This window comes from Pseudomonas frederiksbergensis, assembly GCF_003732705.1.
GTDB lineage: Bacteria > Pseudomonadota > Gammaproteobacteria > Pseudomonadales > Pseudomonadaceae > Aquipseudomonas > Aquipseudomonas frederiksbergensis_F.
This window is the reverse complement of sequence record NZ_MOBR01000009.1, coordinates 1-24,260: the sequence shown is the minus strand read 5'-3', so window position 1 is coordinate 24,260 and position 24,260 is coordinate 1. Positions and strand designations below refer to the sequence as shown.

The following is a 24,260-nucleotide window of genomic DNA, read 5'->3' as shown; positions in this document are numbered from 1 at the left end:
TCCTTAAAGGATGCCGACGGTGCCGGGTTCGAATGCCGCTTCTGCCGGCGTAATGCCGTTGATCAACGGCGCGCCGAATTCGGCCTGACTGATTTCAAACACATCACCCGGTTGGGTGCGGATACCATCGGCGAAGGACAGGGTCGCGGTGCCGAAGAAGTGAATGTGCACATCCCCCGGGCGCAGGAACTGGCTGTACTTGAAATGGTGATACTCGAGGTTCGCCAGGCTGTGGCACATATTGGCCTCGCCACTGAGGAACTCGTTCTGCCACAACACTTCGCCATCCCGCAGGATGCGACTGGTGCCTGCCAAGTGTTGGGGTAGCTCACCGACGCGAAGTTCCGGACCATAGCTGCAACTGCGCAATTTAGAGTGCGCGAGGTACAGGTAATTCTTGCGTTCCATCACATGGTCGGAGAACTCGTTACCCACCGCGTAACCGAGGCGATAGGGCTTGCCGTCGTGGCCGATGACGTAGAGGCCGCTGAGCTCAGGTTCTTCTCCGGCGTCTTCGGCGAACGGTGGCAGCGGGAACGATTGGCCCGGACGCACGACAATGCTGCCATCGCCCTTGTAGAACCATTCCGGTTGCACGCCAGCCTGACCGACTGCGGGTTTACCGCCCTCCACGCCCCACTTGAAGATGCGCATGGTGTCGGTCATCGCCGCTTCGTCGCCGACCTGTTGATGCATTTTGTCCCGGGCCGAAGCGCTGCCTAGGTGCGTCAGGCCGGTGCCGCTGACCAGCATGTGCGCCGGGTCCGGGTGATCGAGTGGCGGCAGGATGCGCAGGTGGGTGAGCAGTTCTGCATAGTCGTGGCTGATGCCCAGGCCGAGGGTTTGCACCTGTTGCTCAAGATTGACGCCGGCCTCGATCGCCGCCAGGGCCAGATCCCGGACCGAGCGCGCGTCCTGCACTTCACGCACCAGACCTTCCTCGACCACGCCCACCCGGCGCTCGCCGTTAATCAATTCGAACTGAACTAAATGCATGATTTTCTCCTGTAACAAATCTCAAATCCAATGCAGGCCCCTGTGGGAGCGAGCTTGCTCGCGAAGAGGTCTTCACAGCCAACATCTCTGGCGGCTGACACTCCGCTTTCGCGAGCAGGCTCGCTCCCACAGGGGATTTGGGTGATGCCTCAGGTACGGGTCGCACCTCGGGCACTCGCCGCAAACTGATCCGCCGGCAATACGTGCTTGCGCTCCAACAACCGATAAACCACACCCGTCAGCACCAATCCAAACACCATCACCCCGGACAGGAAGTACAACCCCGACGCCAGGTTGCCGGTGTATTCCTTCAACGCGCCAATCACAAACGGACCGATGTAGCCACCAAGGTTGCCCACCGAATTAATCAGGGCAATCCCCGCCGCCGCACTGGCGCCGGCGAAAAAACGCCCCGGCAAGGTCCAGAACACCGCCGTGCAGGAAAACAGCGCGAACGCCACCAGGCACAGCGCCGCCAGTTGCGCCACCGGCAGGGTCAGCCAGGCACTGAGGAACAGGCCGATGGCGCCCAGCACATAAAGCACCGCCAAATGGCCGTAGCGATCATTCAAGCGGTCGGAGCTGCGCGGCACGATCAGCAAACCGATGATCCCGAAGATATAGGGCACCGATGACACAAAACCGGTGACAAGATCCGTGCCGCCGAACTGTTTGATCAAGGTCGGTAACCACAGTCCCAAACCATAGATGCTCAACGTCACCGGCAGATAGAACAGCGCCAGCAGCAGAACCCGCTTGTCTTTTAACGCATGCAGCGGATTGCCATGGCGAGTCTGGCCGTACTCGGCGAGGTCTTTTTTCAGCTCACCGGTGAGCCAGTCCTTCTCGGCCTGATCCATCCATTTCACCTGTTGCGGACCATCCGGCAGCCAACGCAGCACCGGCCATGTCAGCAGGATCGCCGGGGTACCGATGACGATGAACAACCACTGCCAGCCGTGCAAACCGAGGGTGCCGTCCATGCCGAGCAAGCCGCCGGACACGGGGCCGGTGATCATCATCGCGATGGGTTGGGAAAGGATGAACAGCCCGAGGATCTTGCCGCGATGGCGCACCGGGAACCATTGGGTGATGTAGTACAGAACGCCCGGAAAGAACCCGGCTTCAGCGGCGCCGAGCAGGAAGCGCATGACATAGAAGCTGTGCGGCCCCTGGACGAACGCCATGCCGATAGTGATCGCGCCCCAGGTGACCATGATCCGCGCAAACCAGCGCCGGGCGCCGAAGCGTTCGAGCATCAGGTTGCTGGGGATTTCCAGCAGGAAGTAGCCAATGAAAAACAGTCCGGCACCGAGGCCGTAAGCCGCGTCGCCGATACCGATGTCGGCGCCCATGTGCAGCTTGGCGAAGCCGACGGCGGAGCGATCCACATAGGCGATCAGGTACAGAAGGATCAGGAAGGGAATCAGTTTCAACGTGATGCGGCGAATAAGCCGCAGTTCCTGGCTCATGAGATCGGTCTCCGATTGTTGTTGTTATAGAACCTCGGGGGACGCCTCTCGCGGAAAACCGCCAGGGCCAATCCCTCCGTTGAAACCGACTATATAGTATTACTAATTAAGCAACAACGCTTCCAAAGCGTCAGTTTTGCGCTTATGTTATCCGTCAGATGCAACAATATAGTCATACAATAAGAGAATCGATCATGTCTGATAAGAAACCCACCCTGCGCTCCGCCCAATGGTTTGGCACTGCCGACAAAAACGGCTTCATGTACCGCAGCTGGATGAAGAATCAGGGCATCGCCGACCATCAGTTCCACGGCAAACCGATCATCGGTATCTGCAACACCTGGTCGGAACTGACCCCGTGCAACGCGCATTTCCGCCAGATTGCCGAGCACGTCAAACGCGGGGTGATCGAGGCTGGCGGCTGGCCGGTGGAATTCCCGGTGTTCTCCAACGGCGAATCGAACCTGCGCCCCACCGCCATGTTCACCCGCAACCTGACGAGCATGGACGTTGAAGAAGCCATTCGCGGCAACCCGATTGATGGCGTGGTGCTGCTGACCGGTTGTGACAAAACCACCCCGGCGCTGTTGATGGGCGCCGCCAGTTGCGACGTGCCGGCGATCGTTGTCACCGGCGGACCGATGCTCAACGGCAAGCACAAGGGCCAGGACATCGGTTCGGGCACGGTGGTGTGGCAGCTCAGCGAGCAAGTGAAAGCAGGCACGATCACCCTCGACGATTTCCTCGCGGCCGAGGGCGGCATGTCCCGCTCGGCCGGCACCTGCAACACCATGGGCACCGCCTCGACCATGGCTTGCATGGCAGAAGCACTGGGCACTTCCCTGCCCCACAACGCGGCGATTCCGGCGGTGGATGCACGACGTTATGTGTTGGCGCACATGTCCGGCATGCGTGCGGTGGAGATGGTTCGCGAAGATCTGCGGCTGTCGAAAATCCTCACTAAAGAAGCCTTCGAAAATGCGATTCGGGTCAACGCCGCCATCGGTGGTTCGACCAACGCGGTGATTCACTTGAAAGCCATCGCCGGGCGCATCGGCGTTGAACTGGAGCTCGACGACTGGACCCGCATCGGTCGCGGCATGCCGACCATCGTCGATCTGCAACCGTCCGGGCGCTTCCTGATGGAAGAGTTCTACTACGCCGGGGGTTTGCCGGCGGTGCTGCGTCGCCTCGGCGAAGCCAATCTGATTCCGCATCCGAACGCCTTGACCGTCAACGGCAAGACCCTTGGCGAAAACACCAAGGACGCGCCGATCTACGGCCAGGACGAAGTGATCCGCACCCTCGACAACCCGATCCGCGCTGACGGCGGCATCTGCGTGCTACGTGGCAACCTCGCGCCACTGGGTGCGGTGTTGAAACCCTCCGCCGCCAGTGCCGAGTTGATGCAACATCGCGGGCGGGCCGTGGTGTTCGAGAACTTCGACATGTACAAGGCACGGATCAACGACCCGGAACTGGACGTGGATGCCAACTCGATCCTGGTGATGAAAAACTGCGGGCCTAAGGGTTATCCGGGCATGGCTGAAGTCGGCAACATGGGTTTGCCGGCCAAGCTGCTGGCCCAGGGCGTGACGGATATGGTGCGGATTTCCGATGCGCGCATGAGCGGCACGGCGTATGGCACGGTGGTTTTGCACGTGGCGCCGGAAGCTGCGGCCGGTGGACCTTTGGCGGTGGTGCAGGAAGGTGACTTTATTGAGCTGGATTGCGCCAGCGGGCGTCTGCACCTGGACATTCCGGACGCTGAACTGGCGGCGCGAATGGCGGATCTGCGGCCACCAGAGAAGTTGATCGTGGGCGGCTATCGTCAGCTCTACATTGATCATGTGCTGCAAGCGGATCAGGGCTGCGATTTCGACTTCCTGGTCGGATGCCGCGGCTCCGAAGTCCCGCGCCACTCCCACTGACCCCTTCGCCCGATCGTTCCCACGCTCTGCGTGGGAATGCAGCCCGGGACGCTCCGCGTCCCATTGGAACGCGGAGCGTCCCTAGAGGCATTCCCACGCAGAGCGTGGGAACGATCACTGCACGCCTGCTATCATGCGCCCCACCCCACCCGCCCAGGATCGCGCCGTTCCCCATGGATTACCGCAAACCCTCCGACCGCAAAAGCATGCACTCGCGCATCGTCCAGGAACTGGGCATGCAGATCGTCTCCGGACGCTTCAAGCCCGACGACAAACTGCCCGCCGAAGCCCTGTTGTGCGAAGAGTACGCGGTAAGCCGTCCGGTGTTGCGCGAAGCCACTCGCGTACTGGTCGCCAAGGGCCTGGTGTATTCCCGTCCGCGAGTCGGCACGGTGGTCAAGGCGCGCAAGCAATGGCACATGCTCGACCCGGACGTGCTGCACTGGTTGATGCAAAGCAGCCCGCAGAATGAATTCTTCGGCCTGTTGACCAGCGTGCGCAGCATCATCGAACCGGCCGCCGCCGCCCTCGCCGCGCAGTACGCCACCGACGCGGACATCGCCTCCATCGGCGAAGCCTACCAACGGATGGAAGCCGCACCGACGCCGGAAGCCCTGTTGCAACCTGACTTGGACTTCCACAGCCGCATCGCCGACGCGACCCACAACGACTTGCTGGCCAACCTGTGCAACATGCTCTCGGTGGCGATTGCCGAGGCGCTGAAGCATTCCAACCAGCGACCGAACCTGCATGAACTGGCGCTGCCACGGCACAAAGCGATTCTCACCGCCATCGAAAATCGCGATGCGCTGGGTGCGCGGCATGCGACCCTCGTGCAGCTCGACGATGCGCGCAGTGCGCTGAATGTGGTACTGGGCAGCGATCCCACGAACAACCACTAACCCCCAATGTGGGAGCGAGCCTGCTCGCGAAAGCGGAGGGTCAGTCAACATCGATGCTGGATGTCAGGCCGCCTTCGCGAGCAAGCCCGCTCCCACAGTGGGTTCGGTGTGAATCAAAAAATGTGCGGTATCTATATACCGCACACCTCATTTATCCAGGCGTTATGGTCCACGCATCAACCATGCAAAGGACTGCAACATGCCAACCGCTTCATCGTCGACCGCCCCGGCCGGGTACGCCGACATCATTGCGCACTCCATCAGTGCCCGCTTCAGCACCCGCCCGACCCTGCGTTCGGTCACCGCCAGCCTGCTCAAGGACGAGTTGCTGGAAAAATACCCGCCGCTGGATTTTGACCCGTACCGCACTCAAGTCGCCCAACCGCTGCCTGACGGTGGCTGGCGTCTCACGTTATTACTGGACGTGGCGCTCAATTATTTGGCCAGCGGTAAACCGCCGGCGCTCAACGAACAATTTGGCCGTGCCTGTTTCCTCACCAACAATCCCCCCACCCACCTGACCCTGGATAGCACCGGCCAACATGAACCGGACATGCAGCTCATCGCCGACATCATCCGTGAGCTGCCGGCCATTGTGTTTGTCGCTTTCCAGGAAGTGCTAAGTGATTACTCGGCGACAGTCGCTGGCAATGGCTGGGCGACTTGCTGGGCGGCGTGTTGAAAACCTCGGCAGTACGCCAAGCGGCCATCAATCCGCTGCACGCCGAGATTCTCACTGAGCTGTGCCAACACCCCGATAAACAGCAGCGCCTTGAGGCACCTTGGACAAAAGGCCTGATCCAGGCCTGCACGCTTCAAACAACCCTGAACATCGGAGAGCTATCGGTCAATCTGCAAAGTCCGGACATTCTGCTGATCTGTGGTGAAACGGTGTTGTTGTGCAGCGTGACCGGCAGCATCGAGTGGTTCCCGTCCCTGGAGGCGTTCGGACAGGCCTGGGGCGAGCGGTTCGAACAGGTCTTCATGGCCGACACCATTTCCTGGAAACGCTACGAACCTGACGGCAATATCTTCGACACCCAGGCCGCCCTGCTGTTGAACCAGCAACTGGAAGACCTGGCCGCGCTGAAACTGCCCGCCGACCAGCGCCTTGACGTGCTGGAGCAACGCTTCCAGTCGATCACCGATGTCGCGGCGCTGTTCGTCGGTGCTCAAGCCGCCGGGGTGCACACGCACGTTCAACGCATCCAGACAACGATGCCCGAATGGCTGCAAACCGCCGACGCGATTGATCGCATGGCGTACCGCAAGCACGTGCTGACGCTCGCGGGCATCAAGCAACGCACCGGTGGTCGCACCTTCCAGACCGGCCTTGATGATCTGCATACTTTCGCCAAAAAAGCCCTGCACCAACAGATGCTGGCCGATCAGCCACTGGCCCCCGGTTACAACGCCGATGATTTGGAGCTGACCTTCCATGTGCCCGTCGGCGACCTGGGCAGCGGATACCTCGAACCAGTGAAAATGACCTTGACGGAACTGGCCATCAAGAACCTCGCCGGTCGCCCCAAAGGCCGGATGACGGTCCGTCATACCGGCGGGCAATTGATCCAGGACTGGACCACCGAGGCCTATCTGCTGGACCTGGTTCACCGGGTTGACGTTGGCCGACACTATCCCGAGCTGATTCGCCGCGAGTTGCTGGCCGATACCGACCAGGCCCGCGAGCGTGGTCGCCTGTTTGGCCTGGAACTGTCGGTGCGCCTGCCATTGTTGGCACTGGAACAATCGATCAAGGCTGAGCATGGCTTCACCCGCCAGGGCTATCGCTACGTCGATGCCGTGGTGCAGCGCACCCAGGCTGAACGATGTGTCGATCAGCAGGCAATTGTCCTGCGGCCATTGGCGTTTCAAAGAAAAACGGGCGCTGACGGCGATGTTGCGAGCAACCTGTTCATCATCGAGCCTCTGGACCTGAACGCCGCAGGCCCGCGCATTCTTTACCGACCGCAATACACGCCAGCGTTGCAGCAATTCGCCGACCGCGCAGCGCTGTTTAACGCCATCGCCCAACCCGGGGCCCTGCAAACCAGCGTGCTGACCTGGCTGCCGGACCGCGCCCGCCCGATCTACGCCAATAACGGTTTCAACGAACCGCACATTGTGCACATGCACCTGGGCGATGAGTTCAGCCCCCCGACCAAACCAGCGCCCGCGACCCTGTCCGGCGACGACGCCACCGGTGAGTGGCTCGTGGCGCTGAAACAGGGCCGGCTCCTGCAGCAACTGTTCGACAGCAACGCCCGGGCACTGGTGGAACTGGCGGACCGACAGTCGATCTCCAACGCCGAAAGCCGCTGGGCGGTCATCCTCGAGGGTGGTTGGTTGGTGTTCAACAACCTGGTGCTGCCGATGTTGCGCGGCCCGGCCATGCTGGTGGGCTGGATGCTGCAACTCACCCACAGCCTGATCCAGGATCTGCCCGCCCTGGACAGCGACGACGTCACCGCCCGGGAACAGGCTTGGGTCGATGTGCTGCTGAACCTGGGCCTGGTGCTGTTGCATGTGGGGCAAAACCGGCTCGACAGTCAACGTGCACCGAACGCGCCCAACGAACCCCAGCTCACCCTTGCGCCACTGCGCCGCGCCCTGTCCCAGGCCCATGTCCCGGGAGAGATCCCGGTGACCGAAGCCGCACCCGGATTTCCGTCCGAGCCACCGGGCAGTGGCCACACCTTGCTTGACTTCAACCTGTCGACCGCCCGAGATTCAGCATCCGCCCGCTTGTTCGAACAGCTGCGCGCCGTACGGGTGGCCTGGCCCGCGACACTGCCGGAACCCTTGGCCATCGGCCCCTTCAAAGGCCTCTATCGCATCAACGACACCTGGCACGCCACCATTGCCGGCCTGCTATTTCGAGTGCAGATCGTGCCGGGCTTCGGCGAAGTCTTCCTGGTCCATCCTGAACACCCGGACCACCCCGGCATCAAGCTTAAAACCGATGGCCGCGGCCGCTGGTCCCTGGACCAGGGGCTGAAACTGGTCGGCGGTGGCCGCAAAAGTCGAATCGCTGCCGAAAAGGAAAAAAGACGCCAGCGCATCGAAGAACTGAAGCTGCAATCCATTGAGTTCTTCGCGCAGCAGGAGCACGTGCAAAAGCGTGTCGACATCGCCGACAACCTCAGAATAATCAAAGAAAGCAGCCCGGCCAGTTCCTCGGCTGAACGTACCGCGTTCCGGCAGCGCTACGTAGCAGAACTGGATAAGCAGACGCAAAGCTACAGTGCGTTGATTGCCGGAACCCGGGAAAAAAGCGCACTGACCGACCTGCCTCTGGACCTGACATTGATCAGCGGATTACTGGGGAACATCATCAGGAATGCCCGCAAACGGGTCGTCATCGCGGACATGGAGCGTGACACCGCGAATACGGACTACAGCGACTACAGCAGCGGCCCGGACAAAATCCATGAGTTACTGAAAGCTGAAGGCGACGTGGTCGTGACCCGTTACTTTGAGTTCATGGAGAAAAACCGTGAAATCAATGAAACCATGATCAGCTCGTTCGAGGAGATCGAGAGGCGTGTAGAAGAACTCAGGCAAATCCCCCTTCTGGGCGCAAAAACCCTGGAGGCGCTGAACAAGGACCGGCCGGAAAACGAACTGACGGGGCTGCGGGTCAAGGTCTATCACCTGGTGATTCTGCGCATCCTGAGCGTCAAGGTCATAGCCAGCGACGTCAGCCCGGCCATGGAGTCCGTCATTAATCCATTGCAGATCCTGGCGCGATCCCATGCCGAGTTGCAGACGACTCACGTCTACGAGCGCGGTGATCGTATCGCCGTGCTGGACAACCTGGTCGAGCGCTATAAAAACGCCCAGAGCGCGCTCGGCGGTATCTCTATCTTCAATGCCGATGAGCTACAGATGCCGGCGTTCAACCGCCTGCGGGTACTCATTGACGAATTGCGTGTCGACGCCGAGCAGCGCCTGGTCGAGGAAATCGAGCGACTCGCCTCGGAACAGGAACCGCCAGCCGATGAAGCCTCGTCCCAAGCCCCCGGAACGTCCAAAGAGGCGAGCAAGAAAAAACCCAAGGTACCCGTCACGCCCACCGGCAAAAAGCGAGTCATCAAAACGCCCAAGGGTGCATTGATCGGTGATCTGCGTCCGCGTGTTCCCGATCAGGGCGCAGACATCATCGACATCAAAGGCCCCATGGACGACAAGCCTCTGGTGTCCTTCCATGAACACGAGCCCAATGTCTGGGTCGAGATCGTCGACACCCAGCCATCAGCCTCAAGGCCCGCCTCGACTCCACTGCCACAACTCAAGGGTGATGCGCGCAAGGCGCTGGCAAAAGTCGATGATCAGGTACGCAAGATCGAGGGTTACGCACAGGGCGGGAGTTCACCCAGGGAAATCGAAGAACAATTGCAACGCGAGGCACAAACGCTCAGCCGCTATGCCGACAGTCTGGACAAACACGAGGACGCTTCGCCGGCCAGTGAAAAGGATGCCGCACTGATTGCCGAATTGCGCAATAAGGCCCAGAGCCTGGAGGACCAGGCCACACAATCGCGCATCCGCCTGACCCTCGCGCAGGCACCGACCAGCGATGGTGTGCAGTTCCTCCTGCAACACCAGGAACTCTACGTCAGGCCCATCGGCCGTCGGCTCCAGCTGAAAACCGGGCGCAAGAACTTCATGCAGGAATATGCCTTGTTCAACCGCAACGATCAGGCGCTGTGGTACGCACATTTTCACTACGCCGCGCTGACGGATGACAAGGCCACGTTCACCACGGCGCATTTGAAAACCGAGGCGCAACGCTTCGAAACCTACGAGTCGGCCCTGGCCAAGGCGACGAACCCGGCACAAAAAATCCAGATCTACCACGGCGCCATTAACCCGACCCTGGCCAACCAGTATTTCCTGCCACTGGAACCGCGTTAAGCCTGTCGGACGCCCATAAAAAAGCCGCAACCTGAGGTTGCGGCTTCTGTGTATCTGCCGGGTTTTAGTGAGCGAACAACGAATTGCCCTTCTGCCCCGCCAGTTTCTCCGGTTTGATCAGGAACCGTGCCAGCGCTGGCAGCAGCCACAGTGCGCCGAACATGTTCCACAGCAGCATGAAGGTCAGCATCAGGCCCATGTCGGCCTGAAACTTGATCGCCGAGAAGATCCAGGTGCACACGCCGATGGCCAGGCACAGACCGGTGAACAGCACGGCTTTACCGGTGGACTTCAGCGTCTGGTAGTACGCCTCTTGCAGCGGCAAACCGGCACGCAGGAAGCTTTCCAAACGGCTGTAGATGTAGATGCCGTAGTCCACGCCAATCCCCACGCCCAGTGCCACCACTGGCAAGGTCGCGACTTTCACGCCGATGCCCATGAAGGCCATCAAGGCGTTGCCGAGTACGGAGGTCAGCACCAGTGGCAGCACGATGCACAGGGTCGCCGCCCAGGAACGGAAGGTGATCATGCACATGGTCGCGACGCAGATGTACACCAGGATCAGGATCGTCAGCTCCGATTCCTTGATCACTTCGTTGGTCGCCGCTTCGATCCCGGCGTTACCGGCGGCGAGGATGAATTCCAGGCCGTCCTTGTTGTTTTCCTTGGCGAAGTCCTGCACCGCATGCACCGCACGGTCCAGCGTTGCAGCCTTGTGATCGTTGAGGAACACCAGCACCGGCGCCAGGGAACAGCTGTTGTTGTACAGGCCATCAGCCCGGGCGATGGAGTTGTTCAGCACGTCCGGGTTGCGCGACAGGGTTTCCCATTTCAGGTTGCCCTCGTTCATGCCCTTGATCATCTGCTTGGACACGGTCACCAACGAGATCGCCGACTGCACGCCCTCGGTGTTCTGCATCTTCCACATCAGCTCATCGATCGGCGCCATGGCCTCATAGCGCGAGCAGCCTTCGGCCTTGGTCTTGACCATCACCACCAACACGTCGGAACTGGTGGAATAGTTGCTGATGATGAAGTTGTTGTCCTTGTTGTAGCGCGAGTCCGGACGCAATTCCGGCGCGCCCTGATCAAGGTCGCCGATCTTCAGGTTCTGGCTGTACCAGAGGCCGCCGCCGAAGGCGATCAGGGCCAGGACAATCGAAATCGGTGCGACTTTGGGGCTGGCGAAGTTCGACAGCAGGCGCCAGAACGGGTGCTCGCGGTGCGCGTCTTTCTTGCTGCGTTCGACCGCGCGTTTGCTGATGCCGACGTAGGAAATCGCCACCGGCAGCAGGATCAGGTTGGTGAACACGATCACCGCCACGCCGATGGACGCACCGATGGCCAGTTCACGAATCACGCCGATGTCGATGATCAGCAGCGTGATGAAGCCCACCGCATCCGCCAGAATCGCGATCATTCCCGGCAGGAACAATTGGCGGAAGGTTCGCCGGGCGGCGGTCAGGGCATTGTCGGCTTCACTGGATTGCAAAGCGATGCCGTTGATCTTCTGCACGCCGTGGGAAATACCGATGGCGAAGATCAGGAACGGCACCAGCATCGAATACGGATCAAGCCCGAAGCCGAAGAAGTGCATCAAACCCAACTGCCAGACCACCGCCACCAGCGTCGTACTCAACACCGCCACGGTGCTGCGCATGCAGTTGGTGAACCAGTACAGCAGGATCAGGGTGATGACGAAGGCGATGCCGAAGAACATCACCACCATCACCAAGCCATCGATCAGGTCGCCGACTTTCTTGGCGAAACCGACGATGTGGATCTGCACGTTGGGGTTCTGTTTTTCAAACTTGTCGCGGATCTTGTCTTCCAGCTCGTGGGAGAACTTGCGGTAGTCCAGGGCCAGCAACTTGCCTTGATCCTGCGGGTCCGGGTAGGACTCCAGCAACGGAATGTCGACGATGCTCGACTTGAAGTCGTTGGACACCAGACGCCCGACCTGGCCGGACTTGAGTACGTTGTTGCGCAGCAGGTCGAGGCTTTGCTGGGAGCCGTTATAGCTCTGCGGGATCACTTCACCACCGGCAAAGCCCTCCTCCGTCACCTCAGTCCAGCGCACGCTCGGACTCCACAACGACTTGAGGCCGGAACGGTCAACGCCAGAGATGTAGAACACCTCGTCGTTGATTTGACGCAGGGTCTCCATGTACTCCTTGGAGAAGATATCGCCGTCGGTGGCTTCCACGGAAATCCGTACGGTGTTGCCCAGGTTCGCCAGATCGTTGCGGTGCTCCATCATCTTTTGAATGAACGGATGTTCCAGCGGGATCATTTTTTCGAAACTGGTGGACGGCCGGATCAGCGTCGCCTGCCAGAACAGGAAGATACTCACCAGCAGGCAGATGACGATCACTGCCGGGCGGTTGTTGAAAATCAGGCGTTCAAGAAACGTCGCCTTGTCTTGGTGATGACTTGTCATGGATGTCATGTCTCCGCCCTTCTTATTATGTGGCCCGGCTTATTTGCTGAGCTCGGCGCCGGTTGGCGAAGTGGCGCGAACGCCGCCCTGTCCTGCCAGAATCAGATTGCCGTTACCTGCTGCGGTGACCGCCGACACGGAAATCCGGTCCGGGCGGTTGAACACGGTGAAGTTTTCGCCGTTGTCGCTGCTGCTGATCACCGAGCCGCCGTTGCCGACGATCACAATAGAGCCGTCATCGAGCAACGTGGCGCCGGACAGGCCGAACTCCAGGGTGCCGCGTGCGGCCTGGAGCTGAACTTGCTCCCAGGTGCTGCCGAAATCCGTGGAGCGGTAGAGATTGCCGCGCAAGCCGTAGGCCAGCAGGGTGTTGGGCTGAGCCGTGCCGATCACGCCGAACAGCGAACCTTCGTACGGACCTTCGAGTTTTTCCCAGGTCTGGCCCCAATCGGCAGAGCGGAACATGCTGCCCTGCTCGCCGACGATGAACAGGCCGGCATCCTTGACCGCCGCGATGGCGTTGAGGTGGAACTGGTCTTCGTTGTCGAGGCGGTCGCTGGCGTCTTCCCAGTGCTTACCGCCGTCGGTGGTTTCCATCAACGCGCCATACGCGCCCACGGCAAAGCCGCTGTTGACGTCCTTGAACCAGACGTCGAGCAGCGGCGATTCGCGTTTGAGGTCTTCGAATTGCTTGGTCCAGGTGACGCCGCCGTCTTCGCTGGCGAGGATTTGCGCGTCATGCCCGACGGCCCAGCCGTGTTTGTCATCGACAAAGAATACGGCGGTGAGCAGTTGCCGGGTCGGCACCTTGGCCTGGGTCCAGGTCGCGCCCTGGTCATCGGAATACAGAATGTGCCCACGATCCCCGACTGCCACCAGGCGCTTGCCAGCGTGGACCACATCGAGCATCAGGCTTTTGGCGGCTTTGGCGGATTCAACGGAATACACCACGTCGGCTGCCGGCGCATCGGCGGCCAGCACCGGTGCCGACAACACGGCACAGCCCAACAGCGAGAGCGCTGTAGCCAGCAACGCGTACTTGCGTAATGCCGGCGGGCGGCAGATACCCACACCCATGACAGGCTCACTCATAGACCTTCCCCCATTATTATTGTTAGGTCGTTCAACCTTTCAGGGCGCCGTAAGGATGCTCTGGGTGATTGGCTGGTTGGAGCATAGTCCTGAAACCTGCAATCTAGAGCCCCTTCGGAAGCTGGCTTATCCTATCGGGCTTTGGAAAGGTCTGACAATCGACGCCACGTTATGTTTTGTTAACTGGAGGGGGTATGGGGTGTCGGTGAATGGTTGGGTATCAGGTGGGGTGATTTGGGTTTGCGGGTTTGCGGGTTTGCGGGTTTGCGGGTTTGCGGGTTTGGGGCTTTGGGGTTCGGTGTACATATCCGTTTCTTCGGGCGCTGCGGATATTGGTTCCGCTCTTACAGCGGGTCACTTTCGAAAAGCGCGAAAGTAACCAAAGCGCTTTTGCCCCTTTCGTTCGGTGCCTCGCTAAGGCTCGGCATGCCCTCGCTCCGGTCCTGCTCCGTGGGCCCGCCGCCATCGGCCATCCATGGCCGGGGGCGGCTAACCCGGCATCCATGCCGGGTTGCCCACTGCGCAGAACCTCCACTCGGCCTCTCGAGGGGGCGTACATCGCACGGCGAGGCGGCCTACCGGCCGGCCTGGCTCGGGGGTTGTGCGCGTACGCCAGTTACTGATCGTTCCCACGCTCCGCGTGGGAATGCATCCCGTGACGCTCCGCGTCACCAGCGCGCAGGACTCAAGCCTGGCGTCGACAGCGGGACGCAGAGCGTCCCCGGCGGCATTCCCACGCGGAGCGTGGGAACGATCACACGCAGAGCGTAGGAACGATCAATCCCCCCTGTAGGAGCGAGGCTTGCCCGCGAAGCTGTTGATCTTGCCGTTGCCGTTGCTTTGGCTTTTGATCTACCCGCCCCTTCGGAAGGCTGAGTGGAGGTGTTCATCTGGGGATTGGCGCGCAGCGCCGTTCGACGCAGTCGAACACATTGCATGTAGGTCGTAGCGAAGCAGACCGGAGGGCAATGCCCCCAGATGGATACCGGAACGAAGGAACGCCGAGCCTAAGCGAGGGGCCGGACGCTCGGGGCGAGCCTTTTTTTGCTTACTTTTTTTTGGCGTTTGAAAAAAAAGTGAGTCGCCGTAAGGGCGAAACCATAAGTCGCCGTTACCGCAGCAATGGATATGTACGCGATCAAAAATCTCGACCAGCCGCGAAAAAGCCTTCGCGAGCAGGCTCGCTCCCACAATGTGATCGATGTACACCCGCAAGAGATAGGTCGCCAACGAGCCCGCCTTCGCAGGCAAGCCAGCTCCCACAATGTTGATCGATGTACATCCGCGAGAGGCGGGTTAGCAGTGAGGCCGCCTTCGCGGGCAAGCCTCGCTCCTACAGAGGTCCGAGTGGACCACTAGACTCAGGCCAGGCTTTTGCTGACCACTTCAAACACATCACTGGACAGTTGACCCGAAGCGCGAATCCGCTCCAGCTCCCCTTTCATCAACGCCTGACGCGCGTCGTCGTATTTGCGCCAGCGAGTCAGCGGTGCCAGTTGGCGCGAGGCAATCTGCGGGTTAAACCCGTTCAACTCAATCACCAGATCCGCCAGGAACCGATACCCGGAACCATCAGCCGCATGGAAGTTGATCAGGTTCTGCCCGGCAAACGCGCCGACCAGTGCCCGCACCTTGTTCGGGTTCTTCATGTTGAACGCTGGATGTTCCATCAACTGACGAACCCGCGCCAAACCGCCAGGCAACGTACTGCCAGCCTGAACGCTGAACCACTGGTCCATAACCAGCGGATTGTCCTTGAAGTGCTCGGCAAAACTGGCCAGGGCCGTGGCCTTCTCGTCTTCGAACGACGAATTGACCAACACCGCCAGCGCCGTCAGGCGCTCAGTCATGTTGTCGCTGGTTTCGAACTGTTCAAGCGTCGCCGCCAAGACTTCCGGCTTGCCGCTGAGCATCAGGTACGACAGCGCAATGTTCTGCAACGCGCGACGGGCGAAGTGCTCGGCTTCAGCCACGTACGGGGTTTTCTTCGACAGGTCGCGGTTGGCCTGATAACGCAGCCACAGCGCTTCGAACAACCCCTCCGCCAATTGCTTGCGGGCAAATTCTCGGGCGATGTGGATGGCGTCAACGTCAGCCACTTCAGTGATTTCAGTCAGGTACGCCTCACCCGGCAGCGACAGCATTTCCGCGACCATGGCCTGATCCAGCGTCTCGTCGGACAGTACGGTGCGCAGGGCCGAGATCAAACGCTGATCCAGCACCAGCGCTTCACCTTTCTGTTGCTGGGCGATCAGTTCTTGCAGCACTTGCACCGACAGTTGCTGACCGGCATCCCAGCGATTAAAGCCATCGCTGTCGTGCTGCATCAGGAACATCAGTTGATCGCGGTTGTACGGGAAGCTCAGCTTCACCGGCGCCGAGAAGCCGCGCAGCAGCGAAGGCAACGGCTGTTCAGCGATGTCAACGAAAGTGAAGGTCTGTTCGGCTTCAGTCACCGAGATGACCCGAGAAGTGCCTTGTGCCGAAGCTTCGCCGGACAGACGCAGCGCAATCGCTGCGCCTTTGGAATCCAGTAGACCCAACTCCACCGGGATCACGAACGGCAGTTTTTCAACCTTGTCCGGGGTCGCCGGGCAACTCTGGCGGAAGGTCAGGCTGTAAGTTTTCGCCGCCGCGTCGTAGGACTCGCTCACCGCCAATCGCGGTGTGCCGGCCTGGCTGTACCAGCGTTTGAACTGGGTCAGATCAACGCCGTTGGCATCTTCCATCGCTTTGATGAAGTCGTCACAGGTTACGGCCTGGCCATCGTGGCGATCGAAGTACAGGTCGCTGCCTTTACGGAAACCTTCGGCGCCGAGCAAGGTGTGGATCATGCCGACCACTTCCGAACCCTTTTCGTACACGGTCAGGGTGTAGAAGTTGGAGATTTCGATGAAGCTGTCCGGGCGTACGGCGTGGGCCATCGGGCCGGCGTCTTCGGCGAACTGGTGGGTGCGCAGGTAAGCCACATCCTGGATGCGTTTTACGGTGGCCGAGTTCATGTCGGCGGAGAAGCCGGAATCACGGAATACGGTGAAACCTTCTTTCAGCGACAACTGGAACCAGTCGCGGCAGGTCACGCGGTTGCCTGACCAGTTGTGGAAGTATTCGTGGGCGACGATCGCTTCGACCCGCTGGTGCGCGGCGTCGGTGGCGGTTTCGGCCCGTGCCAGCACGGCGCTGGAGTTGAAGATGTTGAGGCCTTTGTTCTCCATGGCGCCCATGTTGAAGTCGTTGACGGCAACGATCATGAAGATGTCCAGATCGTATTCACGACCGTAGACCTCTTCATCCCAGCGCATCGACTTCTTCAGGCTGTTCATGGCGTGCTGGCACTTGTCGATGTTTTCCGGCTCGACGTAAATGCGCAGCGCCACGGAACGCTCGGTCATGGTGGTGAACGTGTCTTCGACACACCACAAATCACCGGCCACCAGCGCGAACAGGTAAGCCGGTTTCATGAACGGGTCTTCCCAGGTTGCCCAGTGCCGGCCGTCTTCGCCAGGACCCGAGGCAATCGGGTTGCCGTTGGACAGCAGCACCGGATAGCTGTGCTGTTCGGCGACCACCGTGGTGGTGAACTTGCTCATCACGTCCGGGCGGTCGAGGTAATAGGTGATCTTGCGGAAGCCTTCGGCTTCGCACTGGGTGCAGAACATGCCGCTGGATTTGTACAAACCCTCCAGCGCGGTGTTGGTTTCCGGGTGGATGCGCACGCTGGTGTCGACCGTAAAGCGTTCGCTCTTGGGGTGCAGGGTCAGGTGGTCATCGGTCAACACATAGTCGGCAGCGGTCAGTTCGATGTCGGCCAGGTTCACGGACAGCAGCTCAAGTTGCTGACCATCCAGCACCAATGGCGGCAGGCCCGGGCCACGTTCAGGATTGCGGCGCATCACCAGTTGCGCATGGACCAGGCTGTGGTCCTCGAACAACTCGAAGGTCAGGTGCGTCTCGTCGATCAGGTACTCAGGCGCCTGATAGTCCTTCAGGTAGATCATCTTCGGTTGTTCGGTGCGCATACTGGAGTCCTTAACTATGCACGGCGAGCTGATAGGCCGTGTACTTACGAATATTGATCACGCCGGTGTCGAAGATCAGGTACTGGCCCTTGATCCCCAGCAGCGTGCCTTCGGCAATCGGATTCTTGTCCAGGTTGAAGCTGACGATTTTGGCCGGGTATTGCTCGATCGGATATCGGATCTCGAGGACGTCGACATCGGCAATAGTCTGGATTGCCTGTAGTCCGAATCGTTCCTGCAAACCTTGCAAACCTTCGGCACAGCTATCAAACAGCTGATCACGAACAGCCGCCAGGTCCACCGATACTGCGTCGCCCTTGAGTAAAGCACGCCAATTGGTCTTGTCAGCCACTTGGCTGCGAAACAGATCTTCGACGAAACCCGACTGCTGACGGGTCGAGACGCGCATGATCGGCAAGGCCTGACGGGCGCCCTGATCGATCCAGCGGGTCGGCATCTGGTTGGCGCGGGTAATCCCGACTTTCACCCCCGACGAATTGGACAGATAGACGATGTGATCGGTCATGCAGAACGTCTGGCCCCACTCTGGCTCACGGCAGGTGCCGGCGTCGAAGTGGCAGCGCTCCGGGCTCATGATGCAGACGTCGCACTGAGCCAGTTTGGTCATGCACGGGTAGCAGTAACCCTGGCTGAAACTGGTTTTGGTCTTGCGTCCGCAATGGGAGCAGAAAATCGCCCCCAAATATTCCAGGCGCACTGTGCTGCCGATCAACGGATTGACCGGCACCTCGGTGTCGCCCAGACGAAAAGCGTACTGCACGTTCGACCCGTCCAGGCGTGCCGACATTTTGTTGATTGCACCGCGGCCAATCTCGATCAATGGATGGCATCCGACTTGAACAGGATGTTTGGCACACTGATCGACTTGGAACTGCATTCCTGCGGGCCCATGTAGCCGGTCCGCTGTTCTTCGGGCAGGTTCTGGATTTCCCAGGCGATCATCGCTTGCAGGGACAATTCGCGCTGTTCGGCGGTGAGTTTGCCGCCGTCGGACCATTTGCCAATTTCTACCGCCAGTTTCAGGCTCTGGTAGATGTCGGGGGTGATGTTTTTGATCATTTCGTTAAAAGAGGACATCAGGGTCTCCGCGCTCTTTATTCAATAACTGTTTTAGACGGCGAGTTTACGGCGGTTGTACAAACCGCCCAACAAACCGGTGAAGCATCCGATGAGTAACCCGCCGACATGGGCAGCGTTGGCGATTTCGCCGAAACCGATCATCGAGATCAGCCCGGACATGCACAACACCAGCCAGACCAGCATCATCACCAATACACCGCGTGGCAGGCGATAGGCCGGGTTCGGCGACAGCAGCTGGAAGATCCAGCAGTGCCCGAGCAAGCCGTAAAGCACGCCGGACAACCCGCCAAACAGGGTCGCACCGCTGAACCAATACTGGGCGTAGTTGGAAACCAGGCTGAACAGCAAGGTCAGGCCAATCAGGTTGATGCTGCCCTGGCGCGCCTCGATGCGCCGCCCCAGTTCCCAGTACCACATACCGTTCATGGCCAGGTGCAGGAAGCCGAAGTGGATCAGCATCGGCGTCACCAGACGCCACCACTGCCCCGCCGCCAGACCTTCGTCCAGGGGCGTGAATTCGATGTAGTCGCCGATCACGCGGAAATCGAGAAAGGTGAACCAGTGCATGGTGTTGAGGTTTTCGCCGAGCACCGTGATGGCGCCGACAATCAGGCACAACAGCAGAATGCCGGCGGTCGCCTTGCTGTGGCGCAACTGCTCGACGAAACCCGGACGGCGCGGGGTCTGCGCCACCGGAATGTCCAGTTGTTGATCGGGATCACCCGCCGGAAAACGCTCGTACAGCGAACGCACATCCTCGCTGATGTTGGCCGGTACCCACAGGACCTGCTCGCCCGCCTCTTCGCTGACGCGATGGGGCACCTGCATGCGTTGCAGCAGTTTGACGAAGCCGCTCAAATCCACGGCCAATGGCAAACGCAAAACCGCAACAGTACTCATTGCAACGCCTCCGGCCGTTCAACATCGACCCAGACAAATTTATGCGGATCGAGACGGGTTTCCTGATCCAGGCGATAGGCCACCAGTTTGCCGTACAACACCGCGCTGTAATCCAGACACGCGAGGTTCGGCCGGATCGGCGCCGGTTTGCCGCTGCGCCAGTAATGGCCGACGAACAGCAAAGGCTCATCGATGCCATAGCGCAGCAAGGTGTTTTTCTCGGTGGATGACAGCGGCGTGCGGGCCACCGGCTCGGGCAAGGCGTCGGGCTGGAACACAATGTCTCCGTAAGTTTGCGGGTCGTCTTCCCAGAATTTGGTGCGGAAGAACGAACGCGTCAGGCCGTCGCCACTGGTCATGGTCTGGCCATCCGGCAGGCGCATGTCGGTACCGCGCAGCAGGCGATCGAACACCGTGCAAGCGAAGCTGCCGGGCACGGCGGAGGCCTGGAGGAAGTGTTCATCAACGCAACCGTCGGGGAACAGCGCGCGCAACGGTTCGATCAGGCCCGAATCCCAGCAGGCGTGCACCACGCGGAAACGTCCGGCATCGACGAACAACGGCAATTCGTAGAACCATTGCTGGAAGTCGTGCCAGTCACCGGGATGATCTTCGAACTGGGTCAGGGTTTCCCCCAGCAGGCGCGCATGGCGTGGCGTGTGTTCGCGCACGAATTGCTTGCCGCTGCCGGGCGGCGCCGGGGTGCTCCAGCCGAGGGCGTTGAATTCATGGTTGCCCATGATGCACAGCGCCTGGCCGGCTTCGACCATGTCGTGAACGATGTGCAGCGCCTCGCGAATGCGCGGGCCGCGGTCGATGATGTCACCGACGAACACCGCCATGCGCGACGGATGCCGCCAGACGCCAGCGTGTTTGTGGTAACCGAGTCGGTCGAGCAAGTGCTCAAGGGTCAGAGCGCAACCGTGCACGTCACCGATCAGGTCGTAGCTACGCGCGGGATCGAGCATCAGTCGCCTCCACCACCCAACCGACTGCCCCAGCCGAGCTTGGTCCGGCACACTTCGTAGTAGTTGTGGTCGAGGGGGTGAATCAGCCGCAACTTCTGGGCTTTTTTACTGATGGTGATGGTGTCGCCCGGCGCGCAGGTGAAATGGTTCTGCCCATCACAGGAGACTTGCGGGTAGATCTGCATATCCTTGGACACGACGATTTTCAGCTCACTGTTGCCATCGACCACAATTGGCCTGCCTGACAAGGTATGGGGGTACATCGGCACAATCACAATAGCGTCGAGCTTGGGATGCATGATCGGGCCGCCTGCAGAGAGCGCGTACGCGGTCGAACCGGTCGGTGTGGCGACGATCAGGCCGTCGGCCTTCTGGCTGCAGACGAACTGGCCGTCGATGTACAGCTCGAATTCGATCATCCGCGTCGATTTGCCGGGGTGCAACACCACGTCGTTCAGCGCATCGCCCTGGCCAATGGCCTCGGCATGGCGTCGGACTTCGGCCTGCAACAGGAAGCGGTTTTCCACCAGGTAGTGGCCGTCGAGCACTTCGGCGACTTTGACTTCCAGCTCATCGGGGCGGATATCGGTGAGGAACCCCAGGCTGCCACGGTTGATCCCGAGCACCGGAATATTGTGCCGGGCCAGCGCCCGTGCAGCGCCGAGCAGGCTGCCGTCACCGCCGACCACAATCACCATGTCACACACTTCGCCGAGCATCTTGCGCGACGAGGTTTGCAGGCCATGGCCCGGCAGGACCTCGGCGATGGTGTCTTCGAGGATCACGTGCAGGTGACGATCGAGCAGAAACCGTTTCAGTCGGCGGACGGTATCCAGCACCTGCGAACTGCCCAGGCGACCGATGATGCCGATATTACGAAATTGCTCCATGAGGTTCCTGCGCGACGGTGAAAAACCCGATTATGGGCGAAAGCGCGGCGTAGACAAAACCCTTTCAGCCGCGACTTAAGAGGCTATGCTCGCAGAATGATCTTATTCCCGGACTTGCTCCAGTTACCCCACCAGTTACGCCACCCGGAAGTGCGTGACCTGGCATGGGTCATTCTTGCACCGCCGATGCTCGGGGAACCGCCGTGGCCGCAGCGTCATCCGCTGGCCGGCAGCGACTGGGTGCAGGCGCCGGAAGGTCTGGAGCGTTGGTTGCGGCAACTGGATCGCGACAGTTACGACTTGCTGCACTGGCTCGCGCAATCGCGGACCCGGCGCCTGGGCCTGTATTACGAACGCCTGTGGCAATACGCGGTGAAGCATGCGCCGGGCATCGAGTTGATCGCCGCCAACCTGCCGATTCGTCGCGAAGGCCACACGTTGGGTGAGCTGGACATGCTGCTGCGTGATCGCGACGGCGTGCATCACCTGGAGCTGGCGATCAAGCTCTACCTCGGTCCACAAAACGGCGATGGTCACGACACGGCGATGTGGCTGGGGCCGGGCTGTCACGATCGGCTGGACCGCAAACTGGCGCACTTGAGCCAGCATCAACTACCGATTTCCGCCCGCCCGGAAAGCCGCGAAGTACTGGCAGCGCTGGATATTCAGGAATTCAGTGCGCATTTGTGGCTGGGCGGTTACCTGTTGTATCCGTGGCCGGGGCAATCCGCCTCGCCGAATGGCGCACATCCCCAGCATTTGCGCGGTAGCTGGCTGCATCAGAAAGACTGGGCGGACTTTGTCGTGCAGCGGCCGTCCGGGCGCTGGCAGCCCCTGCCCCGCCATGCCTGGCTCGCGCCGGCGCACTATCCGGCGGAACAGGCCTGGAGCATTGAGCAGTTGGATGCGTGGATCAGTGGGTTGGAGCCGTTGGCGCCGGCGCAGTTGATGGTGCGGCTGGTCGAGAATGCCAATGGCGAATGGGAAGAGGCTGAGCGGTTGTTTCTGGTGGCGGATCTTTGGCCGAATGTGCCGGGTACCGGTTAAGAAATGTAGCGCATGGGCGGACGCCATCGCGGGCAAACCTTGCTCCTACGGGTTTTGTGCCGTTTGGGAATGACGTGAACGACACAAACCCTGTAGGAGCAAGGCTTGCCCGCGATGGGGCCGCCACGGTCTAAATGGATAACCGCAAAGCCAACGCCGCCAACGTCACCAACAACACCGGCACCGTCAGCACAATCCCGACCTTGAAGTAATACCCCCAGCCAATCTTGATGTTCTTGCGCTCCAGCACATGCAACCACAACAACGTCGCCAGACTGCCAATCGGGGTGATTTTCGGCCCCAGATCGCTGCCGATGACGTTGGCGTAGATCATCGCTTCCTTGACCACGCCCGTAGCCTGGCTTGCATCAATCGACAGCAGGCCGATCAACACCGTCGGCAAATTGTTCATGATCGACGACAGCAGCGCCGTCAGCACCCCGGTGCCCATCGCCGCGCCCCATACGCCGTAACCGGCAAAGCCGTTCAGCCAACCGGCCAGGTAGTCGGTGAGCCCGGCGTTGCGCAGGCCATAAACCACCAGGTACATGCCCAGGGAGAAAATCACGATCTGCCACGGTGCTTCTTTCATCACCTTGCGCGTGGAAATCTTGTGGCCACGGGCGGCGATGGCCAGCAGTAATGCCGCGCACACCGCAGAAATCGCACTGATTGGAATACCCAGTGGTTCCAGGGCGAAGCATCCGACCAGCAGAATCACCAACACCACCCAACCGGCATAAAACGTGGCTTTGTCGTGGATTGCCGTGGCCGGGTCTTCCAATTGTTCGGGGTCGTAGGCCTTGGGAATGTCCCTGCGGAAGAACCACATCAACATGCCCAACGTGGCGGCAACGCTGACGAAGTTGACCGGAATCATCACCGCCGCATAGCGGTTGAAGCCGATGTGGAAGAAGTCGGCGGAGACGATGTTCACCAGGTTCGACACCACCAGCGGCAGGCTCGCCGTGTCGGCGATAAACCCGGCGCCCATCACGAAGGCGAGGGTCGCGGCAGGCGAGAAACGCAGGGCCAGCAGCATCGAAATCACAATCGGCGTGAGGATCAGCGCCGCGCCGTCATTGGCAAACAGCGCCGACACCAATGCCCCGAGCAGCACCATAAAGGCAAACAGCTTGCGCCCGCTGCCCCTGCCCCAGCGCGCCACGTGCAATGCCGCCCAGGCAAAGAACCCCGCCTCGTCCAGCAGCAGACTGATGATGATCAGCGCCACAAAGGTGCCGGTAGCGTTCCAGATAATCTGCCACACCAGCGGGATATCGCTCAGGTGCACTACCCCGAAGAGCAGCGCCAGTACTGCGCCAAACACCGCGCTCCAGCCGACGCCGAGGCCTTTGGGTTGCCAGATCACCAGGGTAATGGTCAGCAGAAAAATCAACGACGCGATGAGCATGCACAGCAGCCTTGAACAGATAGTCGGGATGGGGGACATGCAACAGAGTGGAGGGCCGGGGCGATAATTCCGTGGAGTGAAACAAAAATCCCCGCCACACTAAAATCCCCCCTGTAGGAGCGAAGCTTGCTCGCGAAGACGTCGTGTCAGTCACCATTGATATTGGCTGAC

16 protein-coding genes are annotated in these 24,260 nt (G+C 60.3%); 5 read left to right on the top strand and 11 right to left on the bottom strand.

Annotation, left to right across the window (positions count from 1 at the left end):
* Positions 1–3: 3 nt before the first annotated feature.
* Both araD1 and BK667_RS11885 read right to left on the bottom strand, forming a co-directional pair.
* A complete protein-coding gene (gene araD1 / locus BK667_RS11890) occupies positions 4–996 on the bottom strand; it encodes an AraD1 family protein (protein WP_123597694.1) in 993 nt (330 codons plus the stop codon).
* A gap of 149 nt (positions 997–1,145) precedes the next feature.
* Complete coding sequence (locus BK667_RS11885; protein ID WP_123597693.1) at positions 1,146–2,468, bottom strand: MFS transporter; 1,323 nt, start codon at positions 2,466–2,468, stop codon at positions 1,146–1,148.
* A 194-nt stretch (positions 2,469–2,662) separates the two neighbouring features.
* Here BK667_RS11885 and BK667_RS11880 point away from each other — a divergent pair, with 194 nt between their 5' ends.
* From BK667_RS11880 to BK667_RS11870, 4 genes are all read left to right on the top strand, one after another.
* Positions 2,663–4,399 carry an IlvD/Edd family dehydratase gene (locus tag BK667_RS11880; RefSeq protein ID WP_123597692.1) on the top strand — a complete coding sequence of 579 codons (1,737 nt, stop codon included), beginning with the start codon at positions 2,663–2,665 and terminating at the stop codon, positions 4,397–4,399.
* Positions 4,400–4,572: 173 nt separating this feature from the next.
* Entirely contained in the window at positions 4,573–5,301 is a 729-nt protein-coding gene (locus tag BK667_RS11875) for a FadR/GntR family transcriptional regulator (RefSeq protein ID WP_123597691.1), read from the top strand.
* Between the two features lie 199 nt (positions 5,302–5,500).
* A complete protein-coding gene (locus BK667_RS33530; RefSeq protein ID WP_259698009.1) occupies positions 5,501–5,983 on the top strand; it encodes a hypothetical protein in 483 nt (160 codons plus the stop codon).
* Positions 5,980–10,218 carry a dermonecrotic toxin domain-containing protein gene (locus BK667_RS11870; RefSeq protein ID WP_259698008.1) on the top strand — a complete coding sequence of 1,413 codons (4,239 nt, stop codon included), beginning with the start codon at positions 5,980–5,982 and terminating at the stop codon, positions 10,216–10,218. Before BK667_RS33530 ends, BK667_RS11870 begins: the two co-directional genes overlap by 4 nt.
* 64 nt (positions 10,219–10,282) lie before the next feature.
* Here BK667_RS11870 and BK667_RS11865 read toward each other — a convergent pair whose 3' ends face one another.
* The 8 genes from BK667_RS11865 to BK667_RS11825 form a co-directional block, all read right to left on the bottom strand.
* Positions 10,283–12,658, bottom strand: coding sequence for an efflux RND transporter permease subunit (locus tag BK667_RS11865; protein WP_123514427.1), 2,376 nt, complete (start codon positions 12,656–12,658; stop codon positions 10,283–10,285).
* Between the two features lie 39 nt (positions 12,659–12,697).
* Positions 12,698–13,750 (bottom strand): WD40/YVTN/BNR-like repeat-containing protein, encoded by a 1,053-nt coding sequence (locus BK667_RS11860; RefSeq protein WP_123514428.1) that lies wholly within the window; start codon positions 13,748–13,750, stop codon positions 12,698–12,700.
* 1,361 nt (positions 13,751–15,111) lie between these two features.
* The gene (pepN, locus tag BK667_RS11850) at positions 15,112–17,769 is read right to left on the bottom strand and encodes an aminopeptidase N (RefSeq protein WP_123597689.1); all 2,658 of its coding nucleotides are present in this window, start codon (positions 17,767–17,769) and stop codon (positions 15,112–15,114) included.
* 10 nt (positions 17,770–17,779) lie between these two features.
* Entirely contained in the window at positions 17,780–18,610 is an 831-nt protein-coding gene (locus BK667_RS11845) for a DUF2797 domain-containing protein (protein WP_123514430.1), read from the bottom strand.
* Positions 18,607–18,867, bottom strand: coding sequence for a YeaC family protein (locus BK667_RS11840; RefSeq protein WP_054047564.1), 261 nt, complete (start codon positions 18,865–18,867; stop codon positions 18,607–18,609). The genes BK667_RS11845 and BK667_RS11840 overlap by 4 nt, the downstream gene beginning before the upstream one ends.
* A gap of 33 nt (positions 18,868–18,900) precedes the next feature.
* Positions 18,901–19,770 (bottom strand): rhomboid family intramembrane serine protease, encoded by an 870-nt coding sequence (locus BK667_RS11835; RefSeq protein ID WP_123514432.1) that lies wholly within the window; start codon positions 19,768–19,770, stop codon positions 18,901–18,903.
* Positions 19,767–20,741, bottom strand: coding sequence for a metallophosphoesterase (locus BK667_RS11830; RefSeq protein WP_375538772.1), 975 nt, complete (start codon positions 20,739–20,741; stop codon positions 19,767–19,769). Before BK667_RS11830 ends, BK667_RS11835 begins: the two co-directional genes overlap by 4 nt.
* Positions 20,738–21,628 (bottom strand): NAD(+) kinase, encoded by an 891-nt coding sequence (locus BK667_RS11825; RefSeq protein WP_010459816.1) that lies wholly within the window; start codon positions 21,626–21,628, stop codon positions 20,738–20,740. Before BK667_RS11825 ends, BK667_RS11830 begins: the two co-directional genes overlap by 4 nt.
* Positions 21,629–21,724: 96 nt before the next feature.
* Here BK667_RS11825 and BK667_RS11820 point away from each other — a divergent pair, with 96 nt between their 5' ends.
* Positions 21,725–22,675, top strand: a complete 951-nt coding sequence (locus BK667_RS11820) for a DUF1853 family protein (RefSeq protein WP_123597688.1) — start codon at positions 21,725–21,727, stop codon at positions 22,673–22,675.
* Positions 22,676–22,805: 130 nt separating this feature from the next.
* Here BK667_RS11820 and BK667_RS11815 read toward each other — a convergent pair whose 3' ends face one another.
* Positions 22,806–24,089, bottom strand: a complete 1,284-nt coding sequence (locus tag BK667_RS11815) for an arsenic transporter (protein WP_123597687.1) — start codon at positions 24,087–24,089, stop codon at positions 22,806–22,808.
* Between the last annotated feature and the right edge of the window lie 171 nt (positions 24,090–24,260).

What these genes read in the sequence shown, in the direction of transcription:
- araD1 (WP_123597694.1), bottom strand. Translation starts at nt 996, where the DNA reads ATGCATTTAGTTCAGTTCGAATTGATTAACGGCGAGCGCCGGGTGGGC.
- BK667_RS11885 (WP_123597693.1), bottom strand. Translation starts at nt 2,468, where the DNA reads ATGAGCCAGGAACTGCGGCTTATTCGCCGCATCACGTTGAAACTGATT.
- BK667_RS11880 (WP_123597692.1), top strand. Translation starts at nt 2,663, where the DNA reads ATGTCTGATAAGAAACCCACCCTGCGCTCCGCCCAATGGTTTGGCACT.
- BK667_RS11875 (WP_123597691.1), top strand. Translation starts at nt 4,573, where the DNA reads ATGGATTACCGCAAACCCTCCGACCGCAAAAGCATGCACTCGCGCATC.
- BK667_RS33530 (WP_259698009.1), top strand. Translation starts at nt 5,501, where the DNA reads ATGCCAACCGCTTCATCGTCGACCGCCCCGGCCGGGTACGCCGACATC.
- BK667_RS11865 (WP_123514427.1), bottom strand. Translation starts at nt 12,658, where the DNA reads ATGACAAGTCATCACCAAGACAAGGCGACGTTTCTTGAACGCCTGATT.
- BK667_RS11860 (WP_123514428.1), bottom strand. Translation starts at nt 13,750, where the DNA reads ATGAGTGAGCCTGTCATGGGTGTGGGTATCTGCCGCCCGCCGGCATTA.
- pepN (WP_123597689.1), bottom strand. Translation starts at nt 17,769, where the DNA reads ATGCGCACCGAACAACCGAAGATGATCTACCTGAAGGACTATCAGGCG.
- BK667_RS11840 (WP_054047564.1), bottom strand. Translation starts at nt 18,867, where the DNA reads ATGTCCTCTTTTAACGAAATGATCAAAAACATCACCCCCGACATCTAC.
- BK667_RS11835 (WP_123514432.1), bottom strand. Translation starts at nt 19,770, where the DNA reads ATGAGTACTGTTGCGGTTTTGCGTTTGCCATTGGCCGTGGATTTGAGC.
- BK667_RS11825 (WP_010459816.1), bottom strand. Translation starts at nt 21,628, where the DNA reads ATGGAGCAATTTCGTAATATCGGCATCATCGGTCGCCTGGGCAGTTCG.
- BK667_RS11820 (WP_123597688.1), top strand. Translation starts at nt 21,725, where the DNA reads ATGATCTTATTCCCGGACTTGCTCCAGTTACCCCACCAGTTACGCCAC.
- BK667_RS11815 (WP_123597687.1), bottom strand. Translation starts at nt 24,089, where the DNA reads ATGCTCATCGCGTCGTTGATTTTTCTGCTGACCATTACCCTGGTGATC.